The organism is Microbacterium hydrothermale (assembly GCF_004854025.1).
GTDB classification, from domain to species: domain Bacteria; phylum Actinomycetota; class Actinomycetes; order Actinomycetales; family Microbacteriaceae; genus Microbacterium; species Microbacterium hydrothermale.
On sequence record NZ_STGM01000001.1, the window covers coordinates 256,658 to 276,654 of the forward strand.

Below are 19,997 nucleotides of genomic sequence, written 5' to 3' on the forward strand. Positions count from 1 at the left end.
TTTCTCGTTGTCGCCGACTCTGGCCGGACGGGAAGCCGAATTCGCGGGTTGGGCCCCACCGCCCGGAGGCGGGGCGCCGTGCGTCGTGCAGCGACGCGAGGAGGTGGACGGAGGGCACCGTGCGCCCGGGTGGTCAGTCCGCGCGGGCCGCGCGGCGGCGGCGGACGAACCGACGCACGCCCCACACCACGGCGGCCACGATGCCCGCCACGGCGATCCAGGGCAGCAGGAAGCCGAGCCCGATGACCACCCCGTTGAGCGTCGCCACAAGCCCGTTCCACCCGGCCGCGAGGCCGTCACCGAAGCCCGCGGGGTCGGCGGCGACGGATGCCGTGCGCGCGGTCAGCTGCACCGTCAACGTCGACATCGCGACCTGCGATGACAGCGACTGGAGGATCTGCCGATCACTGTCGAGCTGCGCCTGGCGCTCGGCGAGGGCCGATTCCGCGGCGATGAGGTCGGAGACCGAACCGGCCTGCGCCATGAGCTCGGTCAGGCGGGCGACCGAGGCTTCGCCGGCGGCCACCCGCGCGCGCAGGTCGATCGCCTGATCGGTGACGTCGGACCGGGTCACGCTGGTCGCGGTGACCTCGCCCACGGCGCCGAGTCCGTCCATCGCGCTGGCGAGCGCATCCGCGGGGACGCGGACGGTGATCCAACCGGGGGAGGGCGTTGCGCCCCTCGTCGCCGCGTCGAGGGGCATCGCGACGCCGCCGTCGCCGAGCTGCGACGACTCGACGTATCCGCCGGCCGCGGTGGCGGCGTCGCCGATCGCCCGCACCGCGTCGCCGATGTCGTCGACGGCGACCGTGCTGGATCCCGTGGCGACGATCTCCCGCCCTGCGTCGGCGGTCGAGGCGGACGCATCGGACCGGGCTCCTGCCCCGCTCTGGTCGGGGGCCACGGGTGCGGAACCCGCCTCCGAGCCCGCGAAGCCCTGCGCGGACTGATCGGTCGTCGCGCCCTCCGACGCACTGTCCGCCGCGCCGGCGACGGTCGACGACCCGCTGATGCCGGAAGTGGTACCCAGCGCTGGTCCGACGATCGCCGCAACCACGACGACGGCGGCCGCGGCGCCGACACCCGTCCAGACGCCGCGTCGGCGACGACGACGGCGGTCGCGCTCGTCGGCGATCCGAGCGAAGACGGCGGTCTCGATGGCATCCGCTCGGTCGACGGGAAGGGTGGGAAGGGCGGGGGTGTTCATGAGGTCTCGGTCTCCATCGCGGTGGCGCGCATCCGGGACCGGATGCGGGAGAGGCGGTTGCGAACCGTGCCGTGCGTGACGCCCAACGAGGCCGCGGCGGCCTCGTAGCCGTAGCCCTCCGCCGCGCACAGCCGGAAGATCTCCCGGTCGAGCTCGCTCAACCGGTCGACGGCGGCGAGGATCGCGGCGACCGTCTCGGCCTCGACGACCTGCGCCTCGACGTCGACGAGGGAGGGGATCTCGGCATCCAGCTGCGCGTGCGACCCGTGACGGCGGCGCGCGCGCAGGCGGTTCTGCGCCTGCAGGCGGCAGATCGTCGCGAGCCAGGGGAGGAGCGACACCCCCTCGAGGCGCAGGGAGGGGATCTTCCGCCACGCGGTGACGAAGGTCTCCTGCGTCACATCCTCCGCGTCGGCGGCAATCCCGACCAGTCCGAACGCGACCCAGTAGACCGGCCGCACGTACGAACGGTAGAGGGTGCGGAACGCCTCATCGGATCCGGCGGCGGCGCGCGCGACCAGCGCCCTGTCGTCGATCACGTCGTCGGTCATCGGCATCCATCTCTCGTCCGGGCGAGGCTCTGCGAGCACTCTCTCACTGAGAGGTGTCCGCGCGGGGCGGATCGTCTCAACCGGGTACGCGCGCAATGCGCAGTACGCGCACAAGCCCCGGTTCTCCCGCGACCGCTCGATAGACTCGAGCGTTTCCCCGGACGAAAGGCCCCGTGATGGAGCTGCAGCTCGACCCGCTCTTCCAGACCATCACGTTGGTGGTGCTGGTCGTCATCCTGATCGCCGATCTGCTGATCATCCTCAAGCGTCCGCACATCCCCGCGCCCAAGGAGTCGACGCTCTGGGTCGTCTTCTACGTCACCCTCGCCCTGATCTTCGCCGGCGTGCTCTGGATCGTCGCCGGGGGAGAGGTCGCGGGGCAGTTCGTGGCCGGCTGGCTCACCGAGTACAGCCTCTCGATCGACAATCTCTTCGTCTTCGTGCTGATCATGGGCCAGTTCGCGGTGCCGCGCCGGTACCAGCAGGAGGTTCTGATGGTGGGCATCATCATCGCTCTGATCCTGCGCGGCGCGTTCATCCTCGTCGGTGCGACGATCATCGAGAACTTCAGCCCGATCTTCTACCTCTTCGGTCTGTTCCTCGTGTACACCGCGATCCGTCAGGCGTTCCCCGGCGACGACGATGACGACGCCCAGAAAGAGAACCTCATCGTGCGCACGCTTCGTCGCGTGCTACCGATGAGCGATTCCTACGACGGCAAGAAGGTCATCACCCGGGTCAATGGCAAGAAGCTGTTCACCCCGATGATCATCGTGTTCGTGGCGATCGGCGTGACCGACCTGCTCTTCGCGATCGACTCGATCCCCGCGATCTTCGGCATCACGCAGAGCCCGTTCATCGTCTTCACGGCGAACCTGTTCGCCCTCATGGGGCTCCGCCAGCTGTATTTCCTGCTCGGTGACCTGCTCGACCGCTTGAAGTACCTGCACTACGGCATCGCGTTCATCCTCGCGTTCATCGGCGTCAAGCTCATCCTGCACGCGATGCACGTCAACGAGCTGCCGTTCCTCAACGGCGGGGAGCCGATCGAGTGGGCGCCCGAGATCTCGACCTGGGTGTCGCTCGCGGTGATCGTCGTGTCGATGGCCGTGGCCACCGTCGCGAGCCTGATCGCCGCGCGTCGCGAGCCGGCGGCGGAGGGGCGTCAGGATGCCGCCGCCGACGTCGCCGACGAGAAGGGCACTCCCTCGACGGTGGAGCGCCCCGAGCGCGACTGACCCGCGCGCGGGGCGTCGGCGTCGTGCGCGGCCCGCTCGTCCCACTTCTAGGAGTGCGTGTTCCACTTAAAGCTGGTCGAGCGCCCGCTGACCGGCCGTAAGTGGGACGAGGGGGCTCGGCCGGGCGGGCGGCATCCGCCGTCGAGAACGACTGCTGGCGCCAGGAGGGGGGGACGAGGGGTCCCCGCCGCCCCGGGAATCTAGAACGCGCGCAGATTCGCGTGGAGGCCGCCGTTCACGTACTCCTCGCGCAGGATGCCGCGCCGCCGCAGGATCGGCACCAGGTCGTCGAGCACGCGGTGCACGGTGACCGGATGCAGGTCTCCCCACAGCAGCACGCCGTCGTTGCCCCAGGTGCCGAGCTCCTCGATGCGGTCGGCGAACTCGTCGGCGGTGCCCACGAAGCCCGAGCCGTCGTTCAGTCGTCCGAGGCGCGCGTGGGCGGCCAGCAGCGTGCGCAGGGGAGCGTCGTCGTCGTGCTTTCCGACGAGCCGCTTGATGCTGCCCTCCGACACGTGCTCGCCGAAGATCGACCGGTCGAGCGGCTCGTCGAGGTCGAGCCCGGTCAGGTCGGTCTCGAGATCGCTCGACTGCTTGCGCGCGATCGCGACGAGGGCCTCGTCGGACGGATCCGCGGATGCCGCCACCAGACGGTCGGCCTCCTCCGGCGACGACACCAGCACGGGCTGGATCGCGAAGAGGATCTTGATGTCGGCCGCGGTGCGTCCCGCGGCTTCGGCTGCGGCGTGGATGCGTCCGCGGTACGCGCGGATGCTCTGCTCGTCGAGGGGAGCCAGCGCGAGCTGCACGTCGGAGTTGTGCCCGGCGAACGACAGTCCGCGCCCCGAACCGCCCGGGGAGACGATCGCCGGCTCGCCGTCGGTGAACGGCACGGCGTTCAGGGGCCCGTCGAACCCGAAGTGCTCGCCGCGGTGGCGGACGGCATCCAGCTTCGATCCGTCGGCGTACACGCCTGACTCCTCGTCGACGACCAGGGCGCCCTCGCCCCAGCTCCGCCACAGGCGACGGATGCCGTCGAGCCACTCCTCGGCTCGGTCGTAGGCCGCGTCGTGTCCGAGCTGGGGAGCCGTGGAGAAGTGCCGCGCGCTGCCGGTGTCGGTGACGACGTTCAGGCCCAGGCGGTGTCCGCTGAGGTGCTGCAGCGTCGCGAACTGGCGGGCGGCGGTGTAGGGCAGGTACGCCGCCGGGTTCACCGTGGGCACGACCCCGAGGTGCTGCGTCGCCGCGAACAGGTAGGGGGCGAGCAGCAGCGGGTCGTGCTTGGGACCGCCGAACGCGTGGCGCACGCGGAGATCGATGGTCTCGGCACTGCCGAGGGAGGGGGCGTCCTCGATGATGAGCAGGTCGAAGCCGGCCTGCTCGAGCGTGCGCGCGGAGTCCTGGTACAGGCCGGGCTCGGTCCAGCGGTGGTTCCACCGCAGATACGGATGACCCCACCCGTGCGGGCCGAAACCGCGCGCGAGGAACCAGCCGAAGTGCTGGAGCCGGCTCACAGGACCACCGTCTCTCGCTCGGCCACCGGCACGCCGACGAGCGCCTGCTCGAGGTCGGCGAGGATGTCGTCGACGTCCTCGATGCCGATCGACAGGCGGACGGTCCCGGGGAACACCCCCGCCCGCTCGCGCTCTTCGACGGTGCGGGCCGAGTGCGAGGTGCTCTGCGGGTGGAGGATCAGCGAACGCACGTCGCCGAGGTGGGTCATGTGCGTGATCAGTCGCACGGACTGCACGAGATGGCGGGCCGCCTCGAGTCCGCCGCTCAGCGTCACGGTGAAGACCGAGCCGGAGCCGCGTCGCAGGTAGCGCCTGCCGAGCGCGTGGTGCGGGTGGGACTCGAGTCCGACGTAGTCGACGCGGTCGACCTCGGGGCGCGACTCGAGCCACTGCGCCACGGCGAGCGCGTTGGCGGACTGCCGCTCCACGCGCAGGCTCAGCGTCTCGATCCCCTGACCGATCAGGAAGGCGTTGAGCGGCGAGGGCGAGGGTCCGAACCGCGGCGCGACGCTCTCGCGGATGTACTGACCGCGCGCGCGGGGGCCGTGCTTCTCGGCGTAGCTCGCGCCGCCCAGACGGTCGGTCTGCACGAGGTGGGGGAAGAGGTGACCGGATGCCGCGGCGTCGAAGCGACCGTCGTCGACGATGACGCCGCCGAGGACCGCCCCTTGACCGGCCAGGAACTTGCTCGCCGAGTGCACGACGATCGCGGCCCCGTGCTCGATCGGGCGCAGCAGGTAGGGCGTGGTGAACGTGCTGTCGACCACGAGCGGGATGCCGGACTCGGCGCCCACGGCGGCGACGGCCGCGACGTCGAGGACGTCGTTGCGCGCATTGGAGAGCGTCTCGGCGAAGAGGGCCTTCGTCCGCGGGGTCACGGCGGCGCGGACGGCATCCAGGTCGGAGACGTCGACGAACGTCGTGTCGATCCCCAGGCGCGCGAGGTTGTCGAGAAGGAGCCCGCGCGTGCCCTCGTAGATGTGCTCGGAGGCGACGACGTGGTCGCCCGCACCGGCGAGGGCGAGCAGAGCCACCGTGACGGCCGCCTGCCCGCTCGAGACGAGGACCGCCTGATCCCCGCCCTCGAGTGCGGCGAGCCGCTCCTCGACGGCCTGCACGGTCGGGTTGCCGGTGCGGCTGTAGCCGAAGCCCGCCCCGGTGCCGAAGTGGGCGGCCGACTCGTCGAGATCGCTGAAGGTGAAGCCCGCGGTCAGGTAGATCGGCGTCGCGCGCGGCGCGGCGGGAGCGGTCGCGGAACCCGCGTGCACCTGTCGGGTCGAGAATCCGGTGTCGGCGCCTGCGGCCATGGGCGCTCTCCTTCCTGCGGGCCGGGCGCCGCCCCGAAGGACGCGCCCGAGGTGTTCGGGATCGGGCCAGGCTCGCACGCGCGGCGGGGCGAGGGCCAACCGTGCGGCGCCGTGTTACGCGGGAGGCGGTGTGTCGGCCGGTGGTATCGTGACCGGGTGCGGATCGCTCGCCTCCTCCTTAGCGGCCGCGACGAGACCTTGTCCTAGGCCTCTCTCGTCGCGGAGTTCGTCGCGGGCCTCACACCCCTTCCGAGGAGAAACGCCACCATGAGCAGCACATCGATCGACGGCATCCACGTTCCGGACCGCCCCCGCACCCTGGCCGAGAAGGTCTGGGACGACCACCTCGTGGTCAAGGGCGAGGACGGACAGCCCGACCTCATCTACATCGACCTGCACCTCGTGCACGAGGTCACCAGCCCTCAGGCCTTCGACGGTCTGCGCGCCGAGGGTCGTCCCGTGCGTCGTCTCGACCTGACGATCGCCACCGAGGACCACAACACCCCGACCCTCGACATCGACAAGCCGATCGCCGACCTCACGAGCCGCACGCAGATCGACACCCTCCGTCGCAACGCCGACGAGTTCGGGGTGCGCATCCACTCGCTCGGCGACAAGGAGCAGGGCATCGTCCACGTGGTCGGGCCGCAGCTCGGTCTGACCATGCCCGGCATCACCGTCGTGTGCGGCGACTCGCATACCTCGACGCACGGCGCCTTCGGCGCGATGGCGTTCGGGATCGGCACGAGCGAGGTCGAGCACGTGCTGGCCACGCAGACGCTGCCGTTGAAGCCGTTCAAGACCATGGCGATCACGGTGGAGGGCGAGCTCAAGCCCGGCGTGACGGCGAAGGACATCATCCTCGCGATCATCGCCAAGATCGGCGCGAACGGCGGTCAGGGCTACGTGCTCGAGTTCCGCGGCAGCGCCATCCGGTCCCTCTCGATGGAGGGGCGCATGACCATGTGCAACATGTCGATCGAGGCGGGTGCCCGCGCCGGCATGATCGCCCCCGACGAGACGACCTTCGCCTACGTCAAAGACAAGCCGCACGCCCCGCAGGGCCAGGACTGGGACGACGCGGTCGCGTACTGGCGCACCCTGCCGAGCGACGAGGGAGCCGTCTACGACGCGGAGGTCTTCCTCGACGCGAACGAGCTCGAGCCCTTCGTCACCTGGGGCACGAACCCCGGTCAGGGCGTGTCGCTGAGCGACGTCGTGCCGACCCCGGCCGACATCGTCGACCCGAACGAGCGCGCCGCCGCCGAGCGGGCGCTGGAGTACATGGACCTCGAGGCCGGCACGCCCATGAAGGACATCCCGGTGGATGCCGTGTTCATGGGCTCGTGCACCAACAGCCGCATCGAAGACCTCCGCGCTTTCGCCTCCGTCATCGAGGGCCGCACGAAGGCCGAGAACGTCCGCGTCATGGTCGTGCCGGGATCGGCCCGCGTGCGTCTCGAGGCGGAGGCCGAGGGGCTCGACAAGGTCTTCACCGACTTCGGCGCCGAATGGCGTTTCGCCGGATGCTCGATGTGCCTGGGCATGAACCCCGACCAGCTGGCTCCGGGGGAGCGGTGCGCGTCGACGTCGAACCGCAACTTCGAGGGCCGTCAGGGCAAGGGGGGTCGCACGCACCTCGTGTCGCCGCTCGTCGCCGCGGCCACGGCCGTACGGGGGACGCTGTCGAGTCCCGCCGACCTGGACCCCCTGCCCGGGCAGAACGCGCCCGCGACCGTTTCGACCAGGGCGGAGGCCTGACATGGAGAAGTTCACCACGCACACCGGTGTCGCCGCCCCGCTGAAGCGCTCCGCGGTCGACACCGACCAGATCATCCCCGCGGTGTTCCTCAAGCGCGTCACCAAGACCGGCTTCGACGACGCGCTCTTCTCGAACTGGCGGCAGGACCCCGGGTTCGTGCTCAACCAGGACGCCTACCGCTCGGCATCCGTCCTCGTCGCCGGTCCCGACTTCGGCACCGGATCCAGCCGCGAACACGCCGTGTGGGCCCTGCGCGACTACGGTTTCCGCGTCGTGCTGAGCCCGAAGTTCGCCGACATCTTCCGCGGCAACGCCGGCAAGCAGGGCCTGGTCACGGGCGTGATCTCGGAGGACGACCTCGAGCGCATCTGGGCCGTGATCGAGGCGCAGCCGGGGATCGGGATGACGGTCGATCTCACCGCGAAGACCGCCACGGTCGGCGACCTCCAGGTCTCGTTCGACATCGACGATTACACTAGGTGGCGGCTTCTCGAAGGGCTCGACGACATCGGGCTCACGCTGCGTGACGAAGACAAGATCACGCAGTTCGAGGCGCGCCGCGAGGCATGGCGGCCGCGGACCCTTCCGGTCCGCTGAGCCCGATCGACCCGATCGGGTCGATCTGCCGCCCCTCGTCCACGAAGTGAGGTCCACCCCCCTATGAGCACACTCGTCACCGATTCCGGAGACCGCACCCCCGGACAGCCGGACTGGGAATCGGCCGAGACCCTGGCCATCCGCGGCGGACGTCCGCTGCGCGGAACGGTCGAGGTCAAGGGCGCGAAGAACCTCGTGACCAAGGCGATGGTGGCGGCCCTCCTGGGCGAGACCACGAGCACCCTGCGCGACGTCCCGATGATCAGCGACGTCAAGGTCGTCCGTTCGCTCCTCGAGGTGCACGGCGTCACGGTCACCGAGGGCGAGGAAGAGGGCACCCTGCACCTCGACCCCTCGGGCGCCGTCGCCGCGCACTTCGAGGAGATCGACGCGCACGCCGGGGCGTCTCGCATCCCGATCCTCTTCTGCGGCCCCCTGCTGCACCTGCTCGGCGAGGCGCTCATCCCCGACCTCGGCGGATGCCGCATCGGCGACCGCCCCATCAACTTCCACATGGACGCGCTGCGCGCCTTCGGTGCGGTCGTCGACAAGAGCTACGAGGGCATCCGCATCACGGCCCCCAACGGCCTGCACGGGGCGAACATCACGCTGCCGTACCCCAGCGTCGGCGCCACCGAGCAGGTGCTGCTGACCGCCGTGCGCGCCAAGGGCGTGACGGAGCTGCGCAACGCGGCGATCGAGCCCGAGATCATGGACCTGATCGCCGTGCTGCAGAAGATGGGCGCGATCATCTCCTACGAGCCCAACCGCGTGATCTTCATCGAGGGCGTCGACAGCCTCGTCGGCTACGACCACCGCGCGATCTTCGACCGCAACGAGGCCGCCTCCTGGGCCTGCGCGGCGCTCGCGACCGACGGCGAGATCTTCGCCAAGGGCGCGCGTCAGCAGGACATGCTCACGTTCCTCAACGTCTTCCGCAAGGCCGGCGGCTGGTTCGACGTGCGCGAGGACGGCATCCTGTTCCGTCGCGGCGAGGCCCTGAAGCCCGTGATGGTCGAGACCGACGTGCACCCCGGCTTCATGACCGACTGGCAGCAGCCGCTCATCGTCGCGCTCACGCAGGCCACCGGAACCTCGACCGTGCACGAGACGGTCTACGAGAACCGGCTCGGGTTCACCGCGGCCCTGAACAAGATGGGCGCCGACATCGTCGTGCACCCGAAGGGCATCGACAGCCCCGATCGCCGCGTCCCGCGTCGCGACCTCGAGCAGGCCGCCGTCATCAACGGACCGACCCCCCTGCACGCCGCCGACGTCGAGGTTCCCGACCTGCGCGGCGGGTACAGCTACGTCATCGCGGCCCTCGCGGCCGAGGGCGAGTCGACCGTCCGCAACATCGGGATCATCCGGCGCGGCTACGAGAAGTTCCTCGAGAAGCTCACGGCCCTGCACGCCGACTTCGACGTCGTGGGCTGACACCGTGGCGACCTCCTCCTCGCCTGAGAAGAGCCGCCCGAGCGCGTTCTGGCCGCTCGCCGCGATCATCGTGCCCGTGACCGGACTGTTCGCGCGCATCGAGATCCGCGGTGTCGAGAACCTCCCGAAAGACGGGGCGTACGTGCTCGCCCCGAACCACAACTCGGAGTTCGACCCGGTGATCGTCGCGGTCGCCGTGTGGCGCCTCGGTCGCGCGCCGCGGTTCATGGCGAAGGAGAGCCTGTTCCGGGTGCCCGTGCTGGGTGCGGCGCTGAAGGCGACGGGCATGGTGCCCGTCCCGCGCACCTCGACGAGCGCCAACCAGTCGATGAAGGCGGCCGAGCAGATCGCCCGCGACGGCCGCGGGGTCATCGTCTACGCCGAGGGCACTCTCACGCGCGACCCCGACCTGTGGCCGATGCGCGGCAAGACCGGCGCCGTGCGCCTCGCCCTCGCCGGCGATCTGCCGCTCATCCCGATGGCGCAGTGGGGCGTGCAGCAGATCCTGCCGCGCTACGGCAAGCTGCGCTTCCCCCGTCGCTCGCGAGTGATCGTCGAGTTCGGGCCGGCGATGGACATGTCGGAGTACGCCGCCGCGCCCACCCAGCCCGCGACATTGACCCGCGCGACCGACGCGATGATGAACCGCATCACCGAGATGCTCTCGGGCATCCGCGGACTGCCCGCGCCCGCCGAACGCTGGAACCCGTCGCAGCACGGACAGAACGAAACGGGCCGCCTTGACGCGTAAGAGTCAGACGCCGATCGCGGGGCCGAAGGTCGCCGTCGTCGGTGCGGGCAGCTGGGGCACGACGTTCGGCAAGATCCTCGCCGACGGCGGAGCGTCCGTGGTCATGTGGGCGCGGCGACCCGAGCTGGCCGCCGAGATCACCGAGTCCAAGCGCAACAGCCGCTACCTCTCGGGCATCAACCTTCCGCGCACGATGACGGCCACGACCGACCTCGCCGAGGCGCTGCGCGGGGCCGAGCAGATCTACCTGTCGGTGCCGAGCCAGTCGCTGCGCGAGAACCTCGCCGCGATCCGGCCCTTCGTCGAAGACACCGACGTGCCGCTGGTGTCGCTCATGAAGGGCGTCGAGAAGTCGTCGGGCCTGCGCATGAGCCAGGTCATCGAGCAGGTGCTGGAGTGCGATCCGGCGCGCATCGCGGTGGCATCCGGTCCCAACCTCGCCCTTGAGATCGCGCGCGAGCAGCCGACGGCCGCCGTCATCAGCTCGCTCAGCCCCGAGACGGCGGAGGCCGTGGCCCGGCGGGCGCGCAACCGGTACTTCCGCTCCTTCGTGAACACCGACGTCATCGGCACCGAGTTCGGCGGCGTGCTGAAGAACCTCATCGCCGTGGCGATCGGGATCGTCGACGGGGTGGGGTACGGCGAGAACACCAAGGCGTCGATCATCACGCGCGGCCTCGTCGAGATGACCGACTTCGCCGTCGCACAGGGCGCGCAGCCCGAGACGCTGCAGGGCCTCGCGGGACTGGGAGACCTCATCGCGACGTGCCAGTCGCCGCTCAGCCGCAACAACACGGCGGGGCGACTGCTCGGGCAGGGGTACGGCTACAAAGAGGTCGTCACCCAGATGCAGCAGACCGCCGAGGGGCTGGCATCCGTGGCCCCCGTGCTCCAGCTCGCGAAGCAGGTCGGTGTCGACATGCCCATCGTGCAGCAGGTGAAGATGGTGCTCGACGGGACGATGGATCCCCGTGACATCGCGCCGCACCTGACGACAGACGACGACCAGCCGCAGGGCGAGAGGACGCAGAATGACCAGACCGGTGGTGGTGGTGCTCTTCGGCGGGCGCTCCAGCGAGCATTCGATCAGTTCCGCCACGGCGGGCGGGGTGCTGCGGGCGATCGACCGTGACCGCTTCCGGGTCATCCCGGTCGGCATCACCCGCGACGGCGCCTTCGTCCTCGAGGACGACGACCCCGACAAGTTCGCGCTGATCCCCGCCGCCCTGCCCGAGGTGCGCGACAACGGCACCCGCGTGCGGCTGCCCGACTCGACGCTCTCGCGCGAGTGGACGGTGACGGATGCCGCGGGCACGCGCTCGCTCGGCGAGGTTGACGTCGTGCTGCCGATCCTGCACGGCCGCTTCGGCGAGGACGGCACGGTGCAGGGTCTGCTCGAGCTGCTCGGCATCCCGTACGCCGGTGGGGGCGTGCTGATGTCGGCGATCGGCATGAACAAGCACGTGACGAAGCAGGTGCTCCGCGCCGCGAACGTGCCGGTGGTGCCCTGGGTGGCCGTCACGCGCGCCGACCTCGCCCGCGACCGCGGTCTCTGGGAGCGCCGCATGCGTGCGCTCGACCTGCCGGTGTTCGTCAAGCCGAACGAGGCGGGTTCCAGCGTCGGCGTCACCAAGGTGTCGCGCTGGGAGGATCTGGATGCCGCGCTCGACATCGCCTTCGCCGAGGACGGCCTCGTGCTGGTCGAGAAGGCCATCGTCGGCCGCGAGGTGGAGTGCGGCGTGCTGCCCGGCCGCGACGGCGGGCCCGTGCGCGTGAGCGTCGCGGGAGAGATCGTCGTCACCGGTCGCGAGTTCTACGACTTCGAGGCGAAGTACCTCGATGCGCCCGGCGTCGAACTGGTGTGCCCCGCCGACCTGGCCGACGGCGAGCTCGCCGAGATGCAGCGGATCGCCGCGCAGGCGTTCGAGGCGATTGGCGGACAGGGCCTCGCGCGGGTCGACTTCTTCTACACGGGGACCGAGTTCTACGTGAACGAGGTCAACACCATGCCCGGGTTCACGCCGATCTCGATGTTCCCGACCTGCTGGATCGCCTCGGGGCTGTCGTACCCCGACCTGATCAGCGATCTGCTGGACGCCGCGCTCGAGAAGGCCTGAGCCGGCGGGGCGCCGCCCGCCGACTCCGTGCGGTGGGCCCCTGGCCCGTCTAGGGCGTCGGCGTCGGGGTGGGGGAGGCCGTCGCGTCGGAGGCGGTGGTGCACACCGATCCGGTCGGCTGCAGATACGACCGGATCAGGGGGCCGAGCGCTTGCGCGACGTCGCCGCTGCTGGCCTCTTCGTAATCGAGGTAGACCTGCAGCGCCGGCGTGCGGCCGAAGGTCGTGAGCGTGTAGCGGTTCTCGGCGGCCTGCGACTCGTCGACCAGCCAGTCCACGCCGTCGAACGAGCGGCAGGGCAGGGTCGAGGGGCCGGGGGTCTCGAGGCCGCAGGTCATGAGGATCGCGGCGGGGTCGCCCCACGCTCCGGTCGCCTGCGCGTCGGTCCACCGACGCTCCTGTCCCGAGATCGTCTGCGGCAGGCGAGCGACGATGTTCGCGCACGCGGGGTCGTTGGCATCCTTCGCGGGCTCCATCGCGACCGTCGTGCTGCACGCCGCGAGGCCCGGGAGCAGGGCGAGAGCGGTCAGCAGGGCGAGGGGACGACGGGAGCGGGGCACCCCTCCAGGCTAATAGCGTGGGAGGGTGACCGACGCCGACACCAGCCGTGAGACCACCGTGGGAGACCTGTCCGAGGGGCAGATCCTCCGCGGCATCCTGGACCGCCTTCCGCCCTCGCAGGCGCCGGTCGGTCCGGGCGACGATGCCGCTGTCCTCGCGATGCCCGACGGGCGCGTGGTCGCCACCACCGACACGCTCGTGCACGGTCCGGACTTCCGGCTGGCGTGGTCGGCGCCCTTCGACCTCGGCTTCAAGGCCGCCGCGGTCAACCTCGCCGACGTCGCGGCCATGGGGGCGCGGCCGGTCGCCCTGCTCGTCGCCCTCGCGATGCCCGACAAGACGCCGGTGTCGTTCGTGCGGGCGCTCGCGGACGGTCTCGCGGCCGCGTGCGCGGAGCTCGCCCCCGGCTGCGCGGTCGAGGGCGGCGACCTCACGGTCTCGGACACCCTCACCCTCGCGGTCACGGCCCTCGGCAGCCTCGACGGCCGTGACCCGGTGCGCCGTTCGGGGGCTCGCGCGGGTGACGGGGTCTACGTCATCGGCGAACTCGGCGAGGCCGCGCGGGGACTCGAGATCCTCTTCCGGCGCTTCACCGACGACGACGGGGCCCCTCTCGCGCTGACCCCGGAGGCCCGCGCGGCGCTCGACCCCGTCGACGCGCGGGCCGTCTCGCGTCAGCTCGCCCCGCGCCCGCCGATCGCCGCGGCCCTGGAGGCCGCGGCATCCGGCGCCACCGCGATGATGGACCTCTCCGACGGACTGGTGCTGGATGCCACGCGCCTGGCCGACGCGTCCGACGTCACGATCGAGATCGACAGCGCCACCCTCGGCGAGGAGCCGGTCCGCGCGCTCGACGGCGGCGAGGACCACGGTTTCCTCGTCACCTTCGCCCCGGATGCCGCTCCCCTCGGCCGCCGCATCGGATCGGTCGTCTCGCGGACGACCGACGCGGTGCGGGTTGACGGCCGCGCGTGGGAGGGCCCGGGCGGGTGGGATCCCTACCGGGATTGGGACGCGCGCCGCGGCTGAGACCGGGACCCTCTCCGACGGCCGACGGGAGCCGGCGGGCCGAACGGCCGGGGCGTCGCCCCGGGTGCGGTCACGACGCGGGGCGTCCCCACCACATCGTCGTGTCGCCGTAGGCGCGGTCGCGGTCGGCCTCGAGACCCACCGCGTCCCACGCGGGTGCGGGGGAGCGCTTCGCTCGTTCCACGATGACCGTGGCGTCGGGGCCGAGCCGCGGCGCGAGGGCGACGAGCACCGCCGTGAGCTCGGCCTCGCCGACGTCGTAGGGCGGATCGATGAAGACCAGGTCCCACGTCTGCGCGGATGCCGCGAGGTAGGTCGTGACGTTCGCGCGGTGCACGCGCGCGGGGGCGGAGACGCCCGCCGTGCGCAGTCTCTCGGCGTTCTTGCGGATGAGGGCGGCGGCGGGAGCCGCGAGTTCGACCAGGTCGGCCGAGGCGGCGCCGCGGCTGAGGCTCTCGAGGCCCAGCGCGCCGGAACCGGCGTACAGGTCGGCGACGCGGGCGTCGTCGACGAGGCCCGCGGCGTCGAGGGCGCCGAAGAGCGACTCGCGGACGCGGTCGCTCGTGGGGCGCGTGCCCTTCGGGGGGACGTCGAGGACGGTGCCGCCGGCGCGGCCCGAGATGATGCGCGTCACCGCTCCAGCCTAGGGTTCCCGACTGCCGGGAATCGGTTGCGCCCGGCGCGGGCATGTCGGAGGTCGTCCCTAGACTCGGACCATGCCCGGTTTCTCGCTCGCCTCCCGTCTCGACGGGGCCGTCGGCGGCAAGACGGCGACGGCGTTCGACAAGGCCTTCGGCGTCACGACGGTGGGCGAGCTCCTCGAGCACTACCCCCGGCGCTACGCGCGCCGCGGCGAGCTCACGCCGATCGCGACCCTGCCGCTGGGCGAGCCCGTGACGATCGTCGCCGAGGTGGTCAGCGCGAGCGAACGCCGCATGCAGAACCGCCGCGGATCCCTGCTCGAGGTCGTCATCAGCGACGGCGACGGACGCATGTCGCTCACGTTCTTCAACCAGCCCTGGCGGCTGAAAGACCTGACCCCCGGTCGGCGCGGCATCTTCTCGGGCAAGGTGGGCGAGTACCGCCGCCAGACGCAGCTGACCAACCCCGACTACGAGCTCTTCGACGACATCGCCGAGGCGCGCGCCGAGGCCGAGGTCACGGCCAAGCGGCCGATCCCGATCTATCCCGCGACGAGCACCGTGCCCAGCACCCTCGTGCAGAAGACGATCGCCCTCGTGCTCGACGGCCTGGGCGAGATCGACGATCCGCTGCCCGAAGACCTCCGCGCCCGTCGGGGGTTGCTGGGAGCCCGCGCGGCGCTCGAGCGCATCCACCGTCCCGAGAACGACGACGACATCCCGCCCGCGGTGGAGACCCTGCGCATGCAGGAGGCCTTCGTGCTGCAGACCGCCCTCCTCCAGCAGCGCCAGTTCGTGCGGGCGCTGTCGGCGGCGAAGAGGCCCGCCGCGCCCGGGGGGCTGCTCGAACGGTTCGACGCGATCCTGCCGTTCGAACTCACCCCCGACCAGCAGAGCGTGGGTGCGCAGCTCGCCGCCGATCTCGTCGGCGGTTGGCCGATGAACCGGCTCGTCCAGGGCGAGGTGGGATCGGGCAAGACCCTCGTCGCCCTGCGCGCGATGCTGCAGGTCGCCGAGTCGGGCGGGCAGTCCGCCCTCATCGCCCCCACCGAGGTGCTCGCCGGTCAGCACCTCCGCTCGATCGCGCGGATGCTGGGTCCGCAGCTCGCGCCCGAGCTCATGCCCACCCTGCTGACCGGGCAGATGCCGGCGGCCGAACGCCGCAAGGCGGCTCTGCGGGTGGCGTCCGGACAGGCGCGCATCGTCGTCGGCACCCACGCGCTGCTCAGCGCCACCACCACTTTCGCCGACCTCGGTTTCGTCGTCGTCGACGAGCAGCACCGGTTCGGCGTCGACCAGCGCGAGGCGCTGCGGTCGAAGGGCGACTCCCCGCACACGCTCGTCCTCACGGCGACCCCGATCCCGCGCACGGTGGCGATGACGGTGTTCGGCGACCTCGACGTCTCGACGATCCGCACCATGCCCGCGGGGCGAGCCGGCATCCAGTCATTCGTCGCCCCGCTGGCCGAGAAGCCCGGCTGGTTCGCACGGGTGTGGGACCGCGTGGCCGAAGAGGTCGCCCTCGGTCGGCAGGCGTTCGTCGTCTGCCCCGCGATCGACGCCGAGCAGGTGTCCGCCGACGGCAAGAGCGACGAACCCGCCGACGCGCCCGCCGCCGCGAGCGGCGAGGGCAACCGCACGCGTTGGGGCGTCGTGCAGGTCGAGGCGCTCCTGTCGAGGCTGCCCTCGTTCGCCGACATCCGCGTGCAGATCCTGCACGGCAAGATGGCCTCCGACGAGAAGGATGCCGTCATGCAGGCCTTCGCGCGGGGCGACATCGACGTGCTCGTCGCCACCACGGTCATCGAGGTCGGCGTCGACGTGCCGAACGCGTCGACGATGGTCATCCTCGAGGCCGACCGGTTCGGCGTCTCGCAGTTGCACCAGCTGCGCGGCCGCGTCGGCCGCGGGGGATTGCCGGGGTTGTGCCTGCTCGTCACCGAGGCGTCTCCGGGCACCTCGGCGCGCTCGCGCGTCGAGGCCGTCGCGGCGACCCTCGACGGGTTCGCCCTGGCCGAGGTCGACCTCGAGCTGCGCGGCGAGGGCGACGTCCTAGGGGGAGCGCAGTCGGGGGCGCGGTCGTCGCTGCGTCTGCTGCGGGTCGTCACCGACGCCGCCCTCATCACCGAGGCGCGGGCCGAGGGCGAGCGCGTGCTCGCCGACGATCCGACCCTCCAGCGGCATCCGGGCCTCGCCGCCGCCCTCGAACGCCGGGTCGGCGTCGAGGAGCGGGCCGCGCTGGCGAAGTCCTGAGCCTTCCGCCTCGGCGCGACGGCCGCTCGATAGGCTGGCGGCATGGACCCCCGGATCGCCGTCGTCCCCGGCTCGTTCGACCCGCCCACCCTCGGACACCTCGACGTCATCCGGCGCGCGGCCGGTCTGTTCGACCAGCTCCACGTGCTGGTGGTGCACAACCCCGGCAAAGAGGCGATGCTGCCCATCGCCCAGCGTCAGAGCCTGCTCGAGCAGTCGATCCAGGAGGCCGGCGTCGAGGGCGATGTGATCGTCGCGGCGTGGAGCATGGGCCTGCTCGTCGACTACGCGACCGATGTCGGCGCGAAGGTGCTCGTGAAGGGCATCCGCTCGCAGGTCGACGTGGCGTACGAGACCCCGATGGCGATCGTCAACCGCGACCTCGCCCACGTCGAGACGGTGTTCCTGCTGCCCGATCCCTCCCACGCCCTGGTGTCCAGTTCGCTGGTGCGTCAGGTCGCCGGTCTCGGCGGAGACGTGTCGCCGTACGTGCCGCCCGCTGTGGCGCGGTTCCTCGACACCGGCGCGCGCGGACTCTGAGCCTTCCCCTCGCGCGCCGACGCCGGCGCTCGCGCGACGCGTTCCGGCCGCCCGGCCTCCGTCCAGGGGCGCGCGGGTAGCATTGTCGACCGTGAGAACCCACCGTCCCGGTCCCTTCCAGCTCCCCGTGCGCGACATCGAGCGCAAGCCGGGTGAGATGCGCGAGCACTCGCTCGACATCCCCGCCCCCGAGAAATGGGGGGAGGGTCTCGTCTCCGTGCCGGAGGGCGAGGTGCTCGAACTCGAGGTGCGCTTGGAGTCCGTGCACGAGGGCATCCTCGTCTCGGGCACCGTCGACACCACCGCCGCCGGGGTGTGCGGGCGCTGCCTCATCGACATCACCGAGCCTGTCGAAGTCGAGTTCCAGGAACTTTTCGCGTATCCTGAGGGAGAAGCGAGTGACTTCGACGTTCAAGACGACCACGTGGATCTTGAAAATCTGGTCCGGGATGCCATTGTCCTGTCGCTTCCGTTCCAGCCGGTGTGTCAGCCGGATTGCCCCGGGCTCGACCCGAACACGGGCGAGAGGCTGACGGAAAGCCCCGGCGAACCGGAGCAGTCGCCCGTCGATTCCCGATGGGCTGCGCTCCAGCAGTACACCTCAGACCACGGCGATGCGCTCCGCGCCGCCCCCAAGACAGAGAAGAGCTAGACATGGCAGGTAACCCCCCGAAGCGGAAGGTCTCCCGCTCCAACACCCGTTCGCGTCGCGCCCAGTGGAAGGCTGAAGCCCCCGCCCTGGTCAAGACCATCGAGAACGGCAAGGTCGTCTACAGCCGCCCCCACCAGGCGAAGGTCGTCACCGACTCGCAGGGCACCGAGCTCTTCCTCGAGTACAAGGGCCGCAAGGTCGCCGACGTCTGATCGGTGATCCGTGACGCGTAACAACGTCGAGCGCTCAGCGCTCACCGAGAAGCTCGGGGTCGACATCGACCCCGAGCTTCTTTCTCTTGCCCTGACGCATCGTTCCTTCGCCTACGAGAACGGCGGCATCGCGCACAACGAGCGCCTCGAGTTCCTCGGTGACTCCGTGCTCGGCCAGGCGGTGACGGTGCGTCTGTTCACGCGGCATCCCGACCTCGACGAGGGAAGCCTCGCCAAGCGGCGTGCCAGCGTCGTCTCCACCGTCGCGCTGGCCGAGGTGGCCCGCACCATCGGCCTCGGGCCGCACGTGCGGCTCGGACGCGGCGAAGTGCTCACCGGCGGTAGCGACAAGGATTCGATCCTCGCCGACACGATGGAGGCGCTCATCGGAGCGACGTTCCTGTCGGCGGGCCCCGACGCCGCGACCGCGATGGTGCTGCGTCTGGTCGAGCCGCTCCTCGCCGACCCCGAGCGCTACGGCGCGGCGATGGACCCGAAGACGAGCCTGCAGGAGATCGCGGCGCGACTCGGTCTGCCCGCCCCCGTGTACGCCGTGGACGCCACCGGCCCCGATCACGATCGACGCTTCACGGCGACGGTGACCGTGGGCGATGTCGCGACGACGGGCGAGGGCACGAGCAAGAAGCAGGCCGAGATGGCCGCCGCCCTCACCGCGTGGCGCGAGCTCGACGCGCGTGCCTGAGCTCCCCGAGGTCGAGGTCGTGCGCGCGGGCCTCGAGCCCGCCGTGCACGGCGCGACGATCGTCTCGGTCGACGTGCGCGACGAGCGCGCCCTCACCCGGCACACCGGGGGAGCGGCGCACTTCGAGGCGCACCTCACCGGTCGGCGCATCGCGGCGGCCGTCCGGCGCGGCAAGTTCCTGTGGATGCCGGTGTCGGACGACGAGGCGGTCGTCACGCACCTCGGAATGAGCGGGCAGATGCTGCTGCGGGCGCCGGGCTCTCCCGAGGAGCGGCACGAGCGCATCCGCCTCGAGATCGAGCACCCCGAGCACGGCGACCTCTCGGTGGTCTTCGCCGATCAGCGCACCTTCGGCTCCCTCGCGGTCGACGACCTGGTCGACACGCCCGACGGTGCCGCCGGCGGGAGGGGTTCCGCGCTCGCACGGGTCCCCACCCAGGTGGCCCACATCGCGCGCGATCCGCTGGATCCCGCCTTCGACGCGGGACGGTTCCGGGCGCGGGTGGCGCGGACGTCGTCGGGCATCAAGCGCGTGCTGCTGGATCAGACCGTCGCCAGCGGCATCGGCAACATCTACGCCGACGAGTCGCTGTGGGCGGCCCGCATCCACCCTGAGACGCCGGGTTCGGCGCTGCCGACCCGGGCCGTGAACCGCCTGCTCGCCGAAGTGCAGGCGGTGCTCGAGAAGGCGCTGGCCGAGGGCGGGACGAGTTTCGACGCGCAGTACGTCAACGTCAACGGGCAGGCGGGCTACTTCGCCCACTCGCTCAACGCCTACGGGCGCACTGGTCAACCGTGCCCGCGGTGCGGCCGACCGATCGTGCGCGTGTCATTCATGAACCGCTCGAGCCACTTCTGCCCGCACTGCCAGCGTCGGCGCTGACGCGCTCCGCACGCGGAAGCCGCCGGCATCCGTCGCCCCGGGC

Annotated in this window: 20 protein-coding genes; 14 read left to right on the top strand and 6 right to left on the bottom strand. The window is 71.2% G+C overall.

The genetic code is table 11. The features are described from left to right. Window positions 1-133: 133 nt before the first annotated feature. Complete coding sequence (locus FB047_RS01195) at window positions 134-1,207, bottom strand: DUF4349 domain-containing protein (protein WP_136585420.1); 1,074 nt, start codon at window positions 1,205-1,207, stop codon at window positions 134-136. Next, window positions 1,204-1,758, bottom strand: a complete 555-nt coding sequence (locus FB047_RS01200) for an RNA polymerase sigma factor (RefSeq protein WP_136585421.1) — start codon at window positions 1,756-1,758, stop codon at window positions 1,204-1,206. Before FB047_RS01200 ends, FB047_RS01195 begins: the two co-directional genes overlap by 4 nt. Window positions 1,759-1,934: 176 nt before the next feature. On the opposite strand from FB047_RS01200, the gene FB047_RS01205 reads away from it, so the two are divergent. Beyond that, window positions 1,935-2,996: a TerC family protein gene (locus FB047_RS01205; protein ID WP_136585840.1), complete on the top strand. Its 1,062-nt coding sequence runs from the start codon at window positions 1,935-1,937 to the stop codon at window positions 2,994-2,996. 200 nt (window positions 2,997-3,196) lie between these two features. On the opposite strand, the gene FB047_RS01210 is transcribed toward FB047_RS01205, so the two are convergent. After that, a complete protein-coding gene (locus tag FB047_RS01210) occupies window positions 3,197-4,510 on the bottom strand; it encodes an LLM class flavin-dependent oxidoreductase (RefSeq protein ID WP_136585422.1) in 1,314 nt (437 codons plus the stop codon). Further along, window positions 4,507-5,817, bottom strand: a complete 1,311-nt coding sequence (locus tag FB047_RS01215) for an O-acetylhomoserine aminocarboxypropyltransferase/cysteine synthase family protein (RefSeq protein ID WP_136585423.1) — start codon at window positions 5,815-5,817, stop codon at window positions 4,507-4,509. The genes FB047_RS01210 and FB047_RS01215 overlap by 4 nt, the downstream gene beginning before the upstream one ends. A gap of 267 nt (window positions 5,818-6,084) precedes the next feature. Between FB047_RS01215 and leuC the strand changes: the two genes are divergently transcribed. The 6 genes from leuC to FB047_RS01245 all read left to right on the top strand — a co-directional run bounded on the left by leuC (window position 6,085) and on the right by FB047_RS01245 (window position 12,481). Continuing rightward, complete coding sequence (gene leuC / locus FB047_RS01220; protein WP_136585424.1) at window positions 6,085-7,578, top strand: 3-isopropylmalate dehydratase large subunit; 1,494 nt, start codon at window positions 6,085-6,087, stop codon at window positions 7,576-7,578. A gap of 1 nt (window position 7,579) precedes the next feature. Beyond that, window positions 7,580-8,176 (top strand): 3-isopropylmalate dehydratase small subunit, encoded by a 597-nt coding sequence (gene leuD, locus FB047_RS01225; RefSeq protein ID WP_136585425.1) that lies wholly within the window; start codon window positions 7,580-7,582, stop codon window positions 8,174-8,176. Window positions 8,177-8,239: 63 nt separating this feature from the next. Beyond that, window positions 8,240-9,613: a UDP-N-acetylglucosamine 1-carboxyvinyltransferase gene (gene murA, locus FB047_RS01230; RefSeq protein WP_136585426.1), complete on the top strand. Its 1,374-nt coding sequence runs from the start codon at window positions 8,240-8,242 to the stop codon at window positions 9,611-9,613. A 4-nt stretch (window positions 9,614-9,617) separates the two neighbouring features. Beyond that, window positions 9,618-10,364: a lysophospholipid acyltransferase family protein gene (locus FB047_RS01235; RefSeq protein ID WP_136585427.1), complete on the top strand. Its 747-nt coding sequence runs from the start codon at window positions 9,618-9,620 to the stop codon at window positions 10,362-10,364. Beyond that, window positions 10,354-11,496 carry an NAD(P)H-dependent glycerol-3-phosphate dehydrogenase gene (locus FB047_RS01240; RefSeq protein WP_136585428.1) on the top strand — a complete coding sequence of 381 codons (1,143 nt, stop codon included), beginning with the start codon at window positions 10,354-10,356 and terminating at the stop codon, window positions 11,494-11,496. Before FB047_RS01235 ends, FB047_RS01240 begins: the two co-directional genes overlap by 11 nt. Beyond that, complete coding sequence (locus FB047_RS01245; protein ID WP_136585429.1) at window positions 11,396-12,481, top strand: D-alanine--D-alanine ligase family protein; 1,086 nt, start codon at window positions 11,396-11,398, stop codon at window positions 12,479-12,481. Before FB047_RS01240 ends, FB047_RS01245 begins: the two co-directional genes overlap by 101 nt. A gap of 49 nt (window positions 12,482-12,530) precedes the next feature. On the opposite strand, the gene FB047_RS01250 is transcribed toward FB047_RS01245, so the two are convergent. Beyond that, complete coding sequence (locus FB047_RS01250) at window positions 12,531-13,040, bottom strand: DUF3515 family protein (RefSeq protein ID WP_205822553.1); 510 nt, start codon at window positions 13,038-13,040, stop codon at window positions 12,531-12,533. A 25-nt stretch (window positions 13,041-13,065) separates the two neighbouring features. Here FB047_RS01250 and thiL point away from each other — a divergent pair, with 25 nt between their 5' ends. Further along, a complete protein-coding gene (gene thiL / locus FB047_RS01255; RefSeq protein ID WP_136585430.1) occupies window positions 13,066-14,070 on the top strand; it encodes a thiamine-phosphate kinase in 1,005 nt (334 codons plus the stop codon). A 70-nt stretch (window positions 14,071-14,140) separates the two neighbouring features. Here thiL and rsmD read toward each other — a convergent pair whose 3' ends face one another. After that, entirely contained in the window at window positions 14,141-14,704 is a 564-nt protein-coding gene (gene rsmD / locus FB047_RS01260; RefSeq protein ID WP_136585431.1) for a 16S rRNA (guanine(966)-N(2))-methyltransferase RsmD, read from the bottom strand. Between the two features lie 82 nt (window positions 14,705-14,786). Between rsmD and FB047_RS01265 the strand changes: the two genes are divergently transcribed. The 6 genes from FB047_RS01265 (at window position 14,787) to mutM (ending at window position 19,954) form a co-directional block, all read left to right on the top strand. After that, window positions 14,787-16,964 carry an ATP-dependent DNA helicase RecG gene (locus FB047_RS01265; RefSeq protein ID WP_136585432.1) on the top strand — a complete coding sequence of 726 codons (2,178 nt, stop codon included), beginning with the start codon at window positions 14,787-14,789 and terminating at the stop codon, window positions 16,962-16,964. Window positions 16,965-17,006: 42 nt separating this feature from the next. Next, a complete protein-coding gene (gene coaD / locus FB047_RS01270; protein WP_136585433.1) occupies window positions 17,007-17,504 on the top strand; it encodes a pantetheine-phosphate adenylyltransferase in 498 nt (165 codons plus the stop codon). A gap of 157 nt (window positions 17,505-17,661) precedes the next feature. Next, window positions 17,662-18,156, top strand: a complete 495-nt coding sequence (locus FB047_RS01275) for a YceD family protein (RefSeq protein ID WP_136585842.1) — start codon at window positions 17,662-17,664, stop codon at window positions 18,154-18,156. A gap of 2 nt (window positions 18,157-18,158) precedes the next feature. Beyond that, on the top strand, window positions 18,159-18,368 hold the full coding sequence (gene rpmF / locus FB047_RS01280) for a 50S ribosomal protein L32 (RefSeq protein ID WP_013586329.1): 210 nt from the start codon (window positions 18,159-18,161) through the stop codon (window positions 18,366-18,368). A gap of 10 nt (window positions 18,369-18,378) precedes the next feature. Beyond that, a complete protein-coding gene (gene rnc / locus FB047_RS01285; RefSeq protein WP_136585434.1) occupies window positions 18,379-19,071 on the top strand; it encodes a ribonuclease III in 693 nt (230 codons plus the stop codon). After that, complete coding sequence (gene mutM, locus FB047_RS01290; protein WP_136585435.1) at window positions 19,064-19,954, top strand: bifunctional DNA-formamidopyrimidine glycosylase/DNA-(apurinic or apyrimidinic site) lyase; 891 nt, start codon at window positions 19,064-19,066, stop codon at window positions 19,952-19,954. Before rnc ends, mutM begins: the two co-directional genes overlap by 8 nt. Window positions 19,955-19,997: the final 43 nt, after the last annotated feature.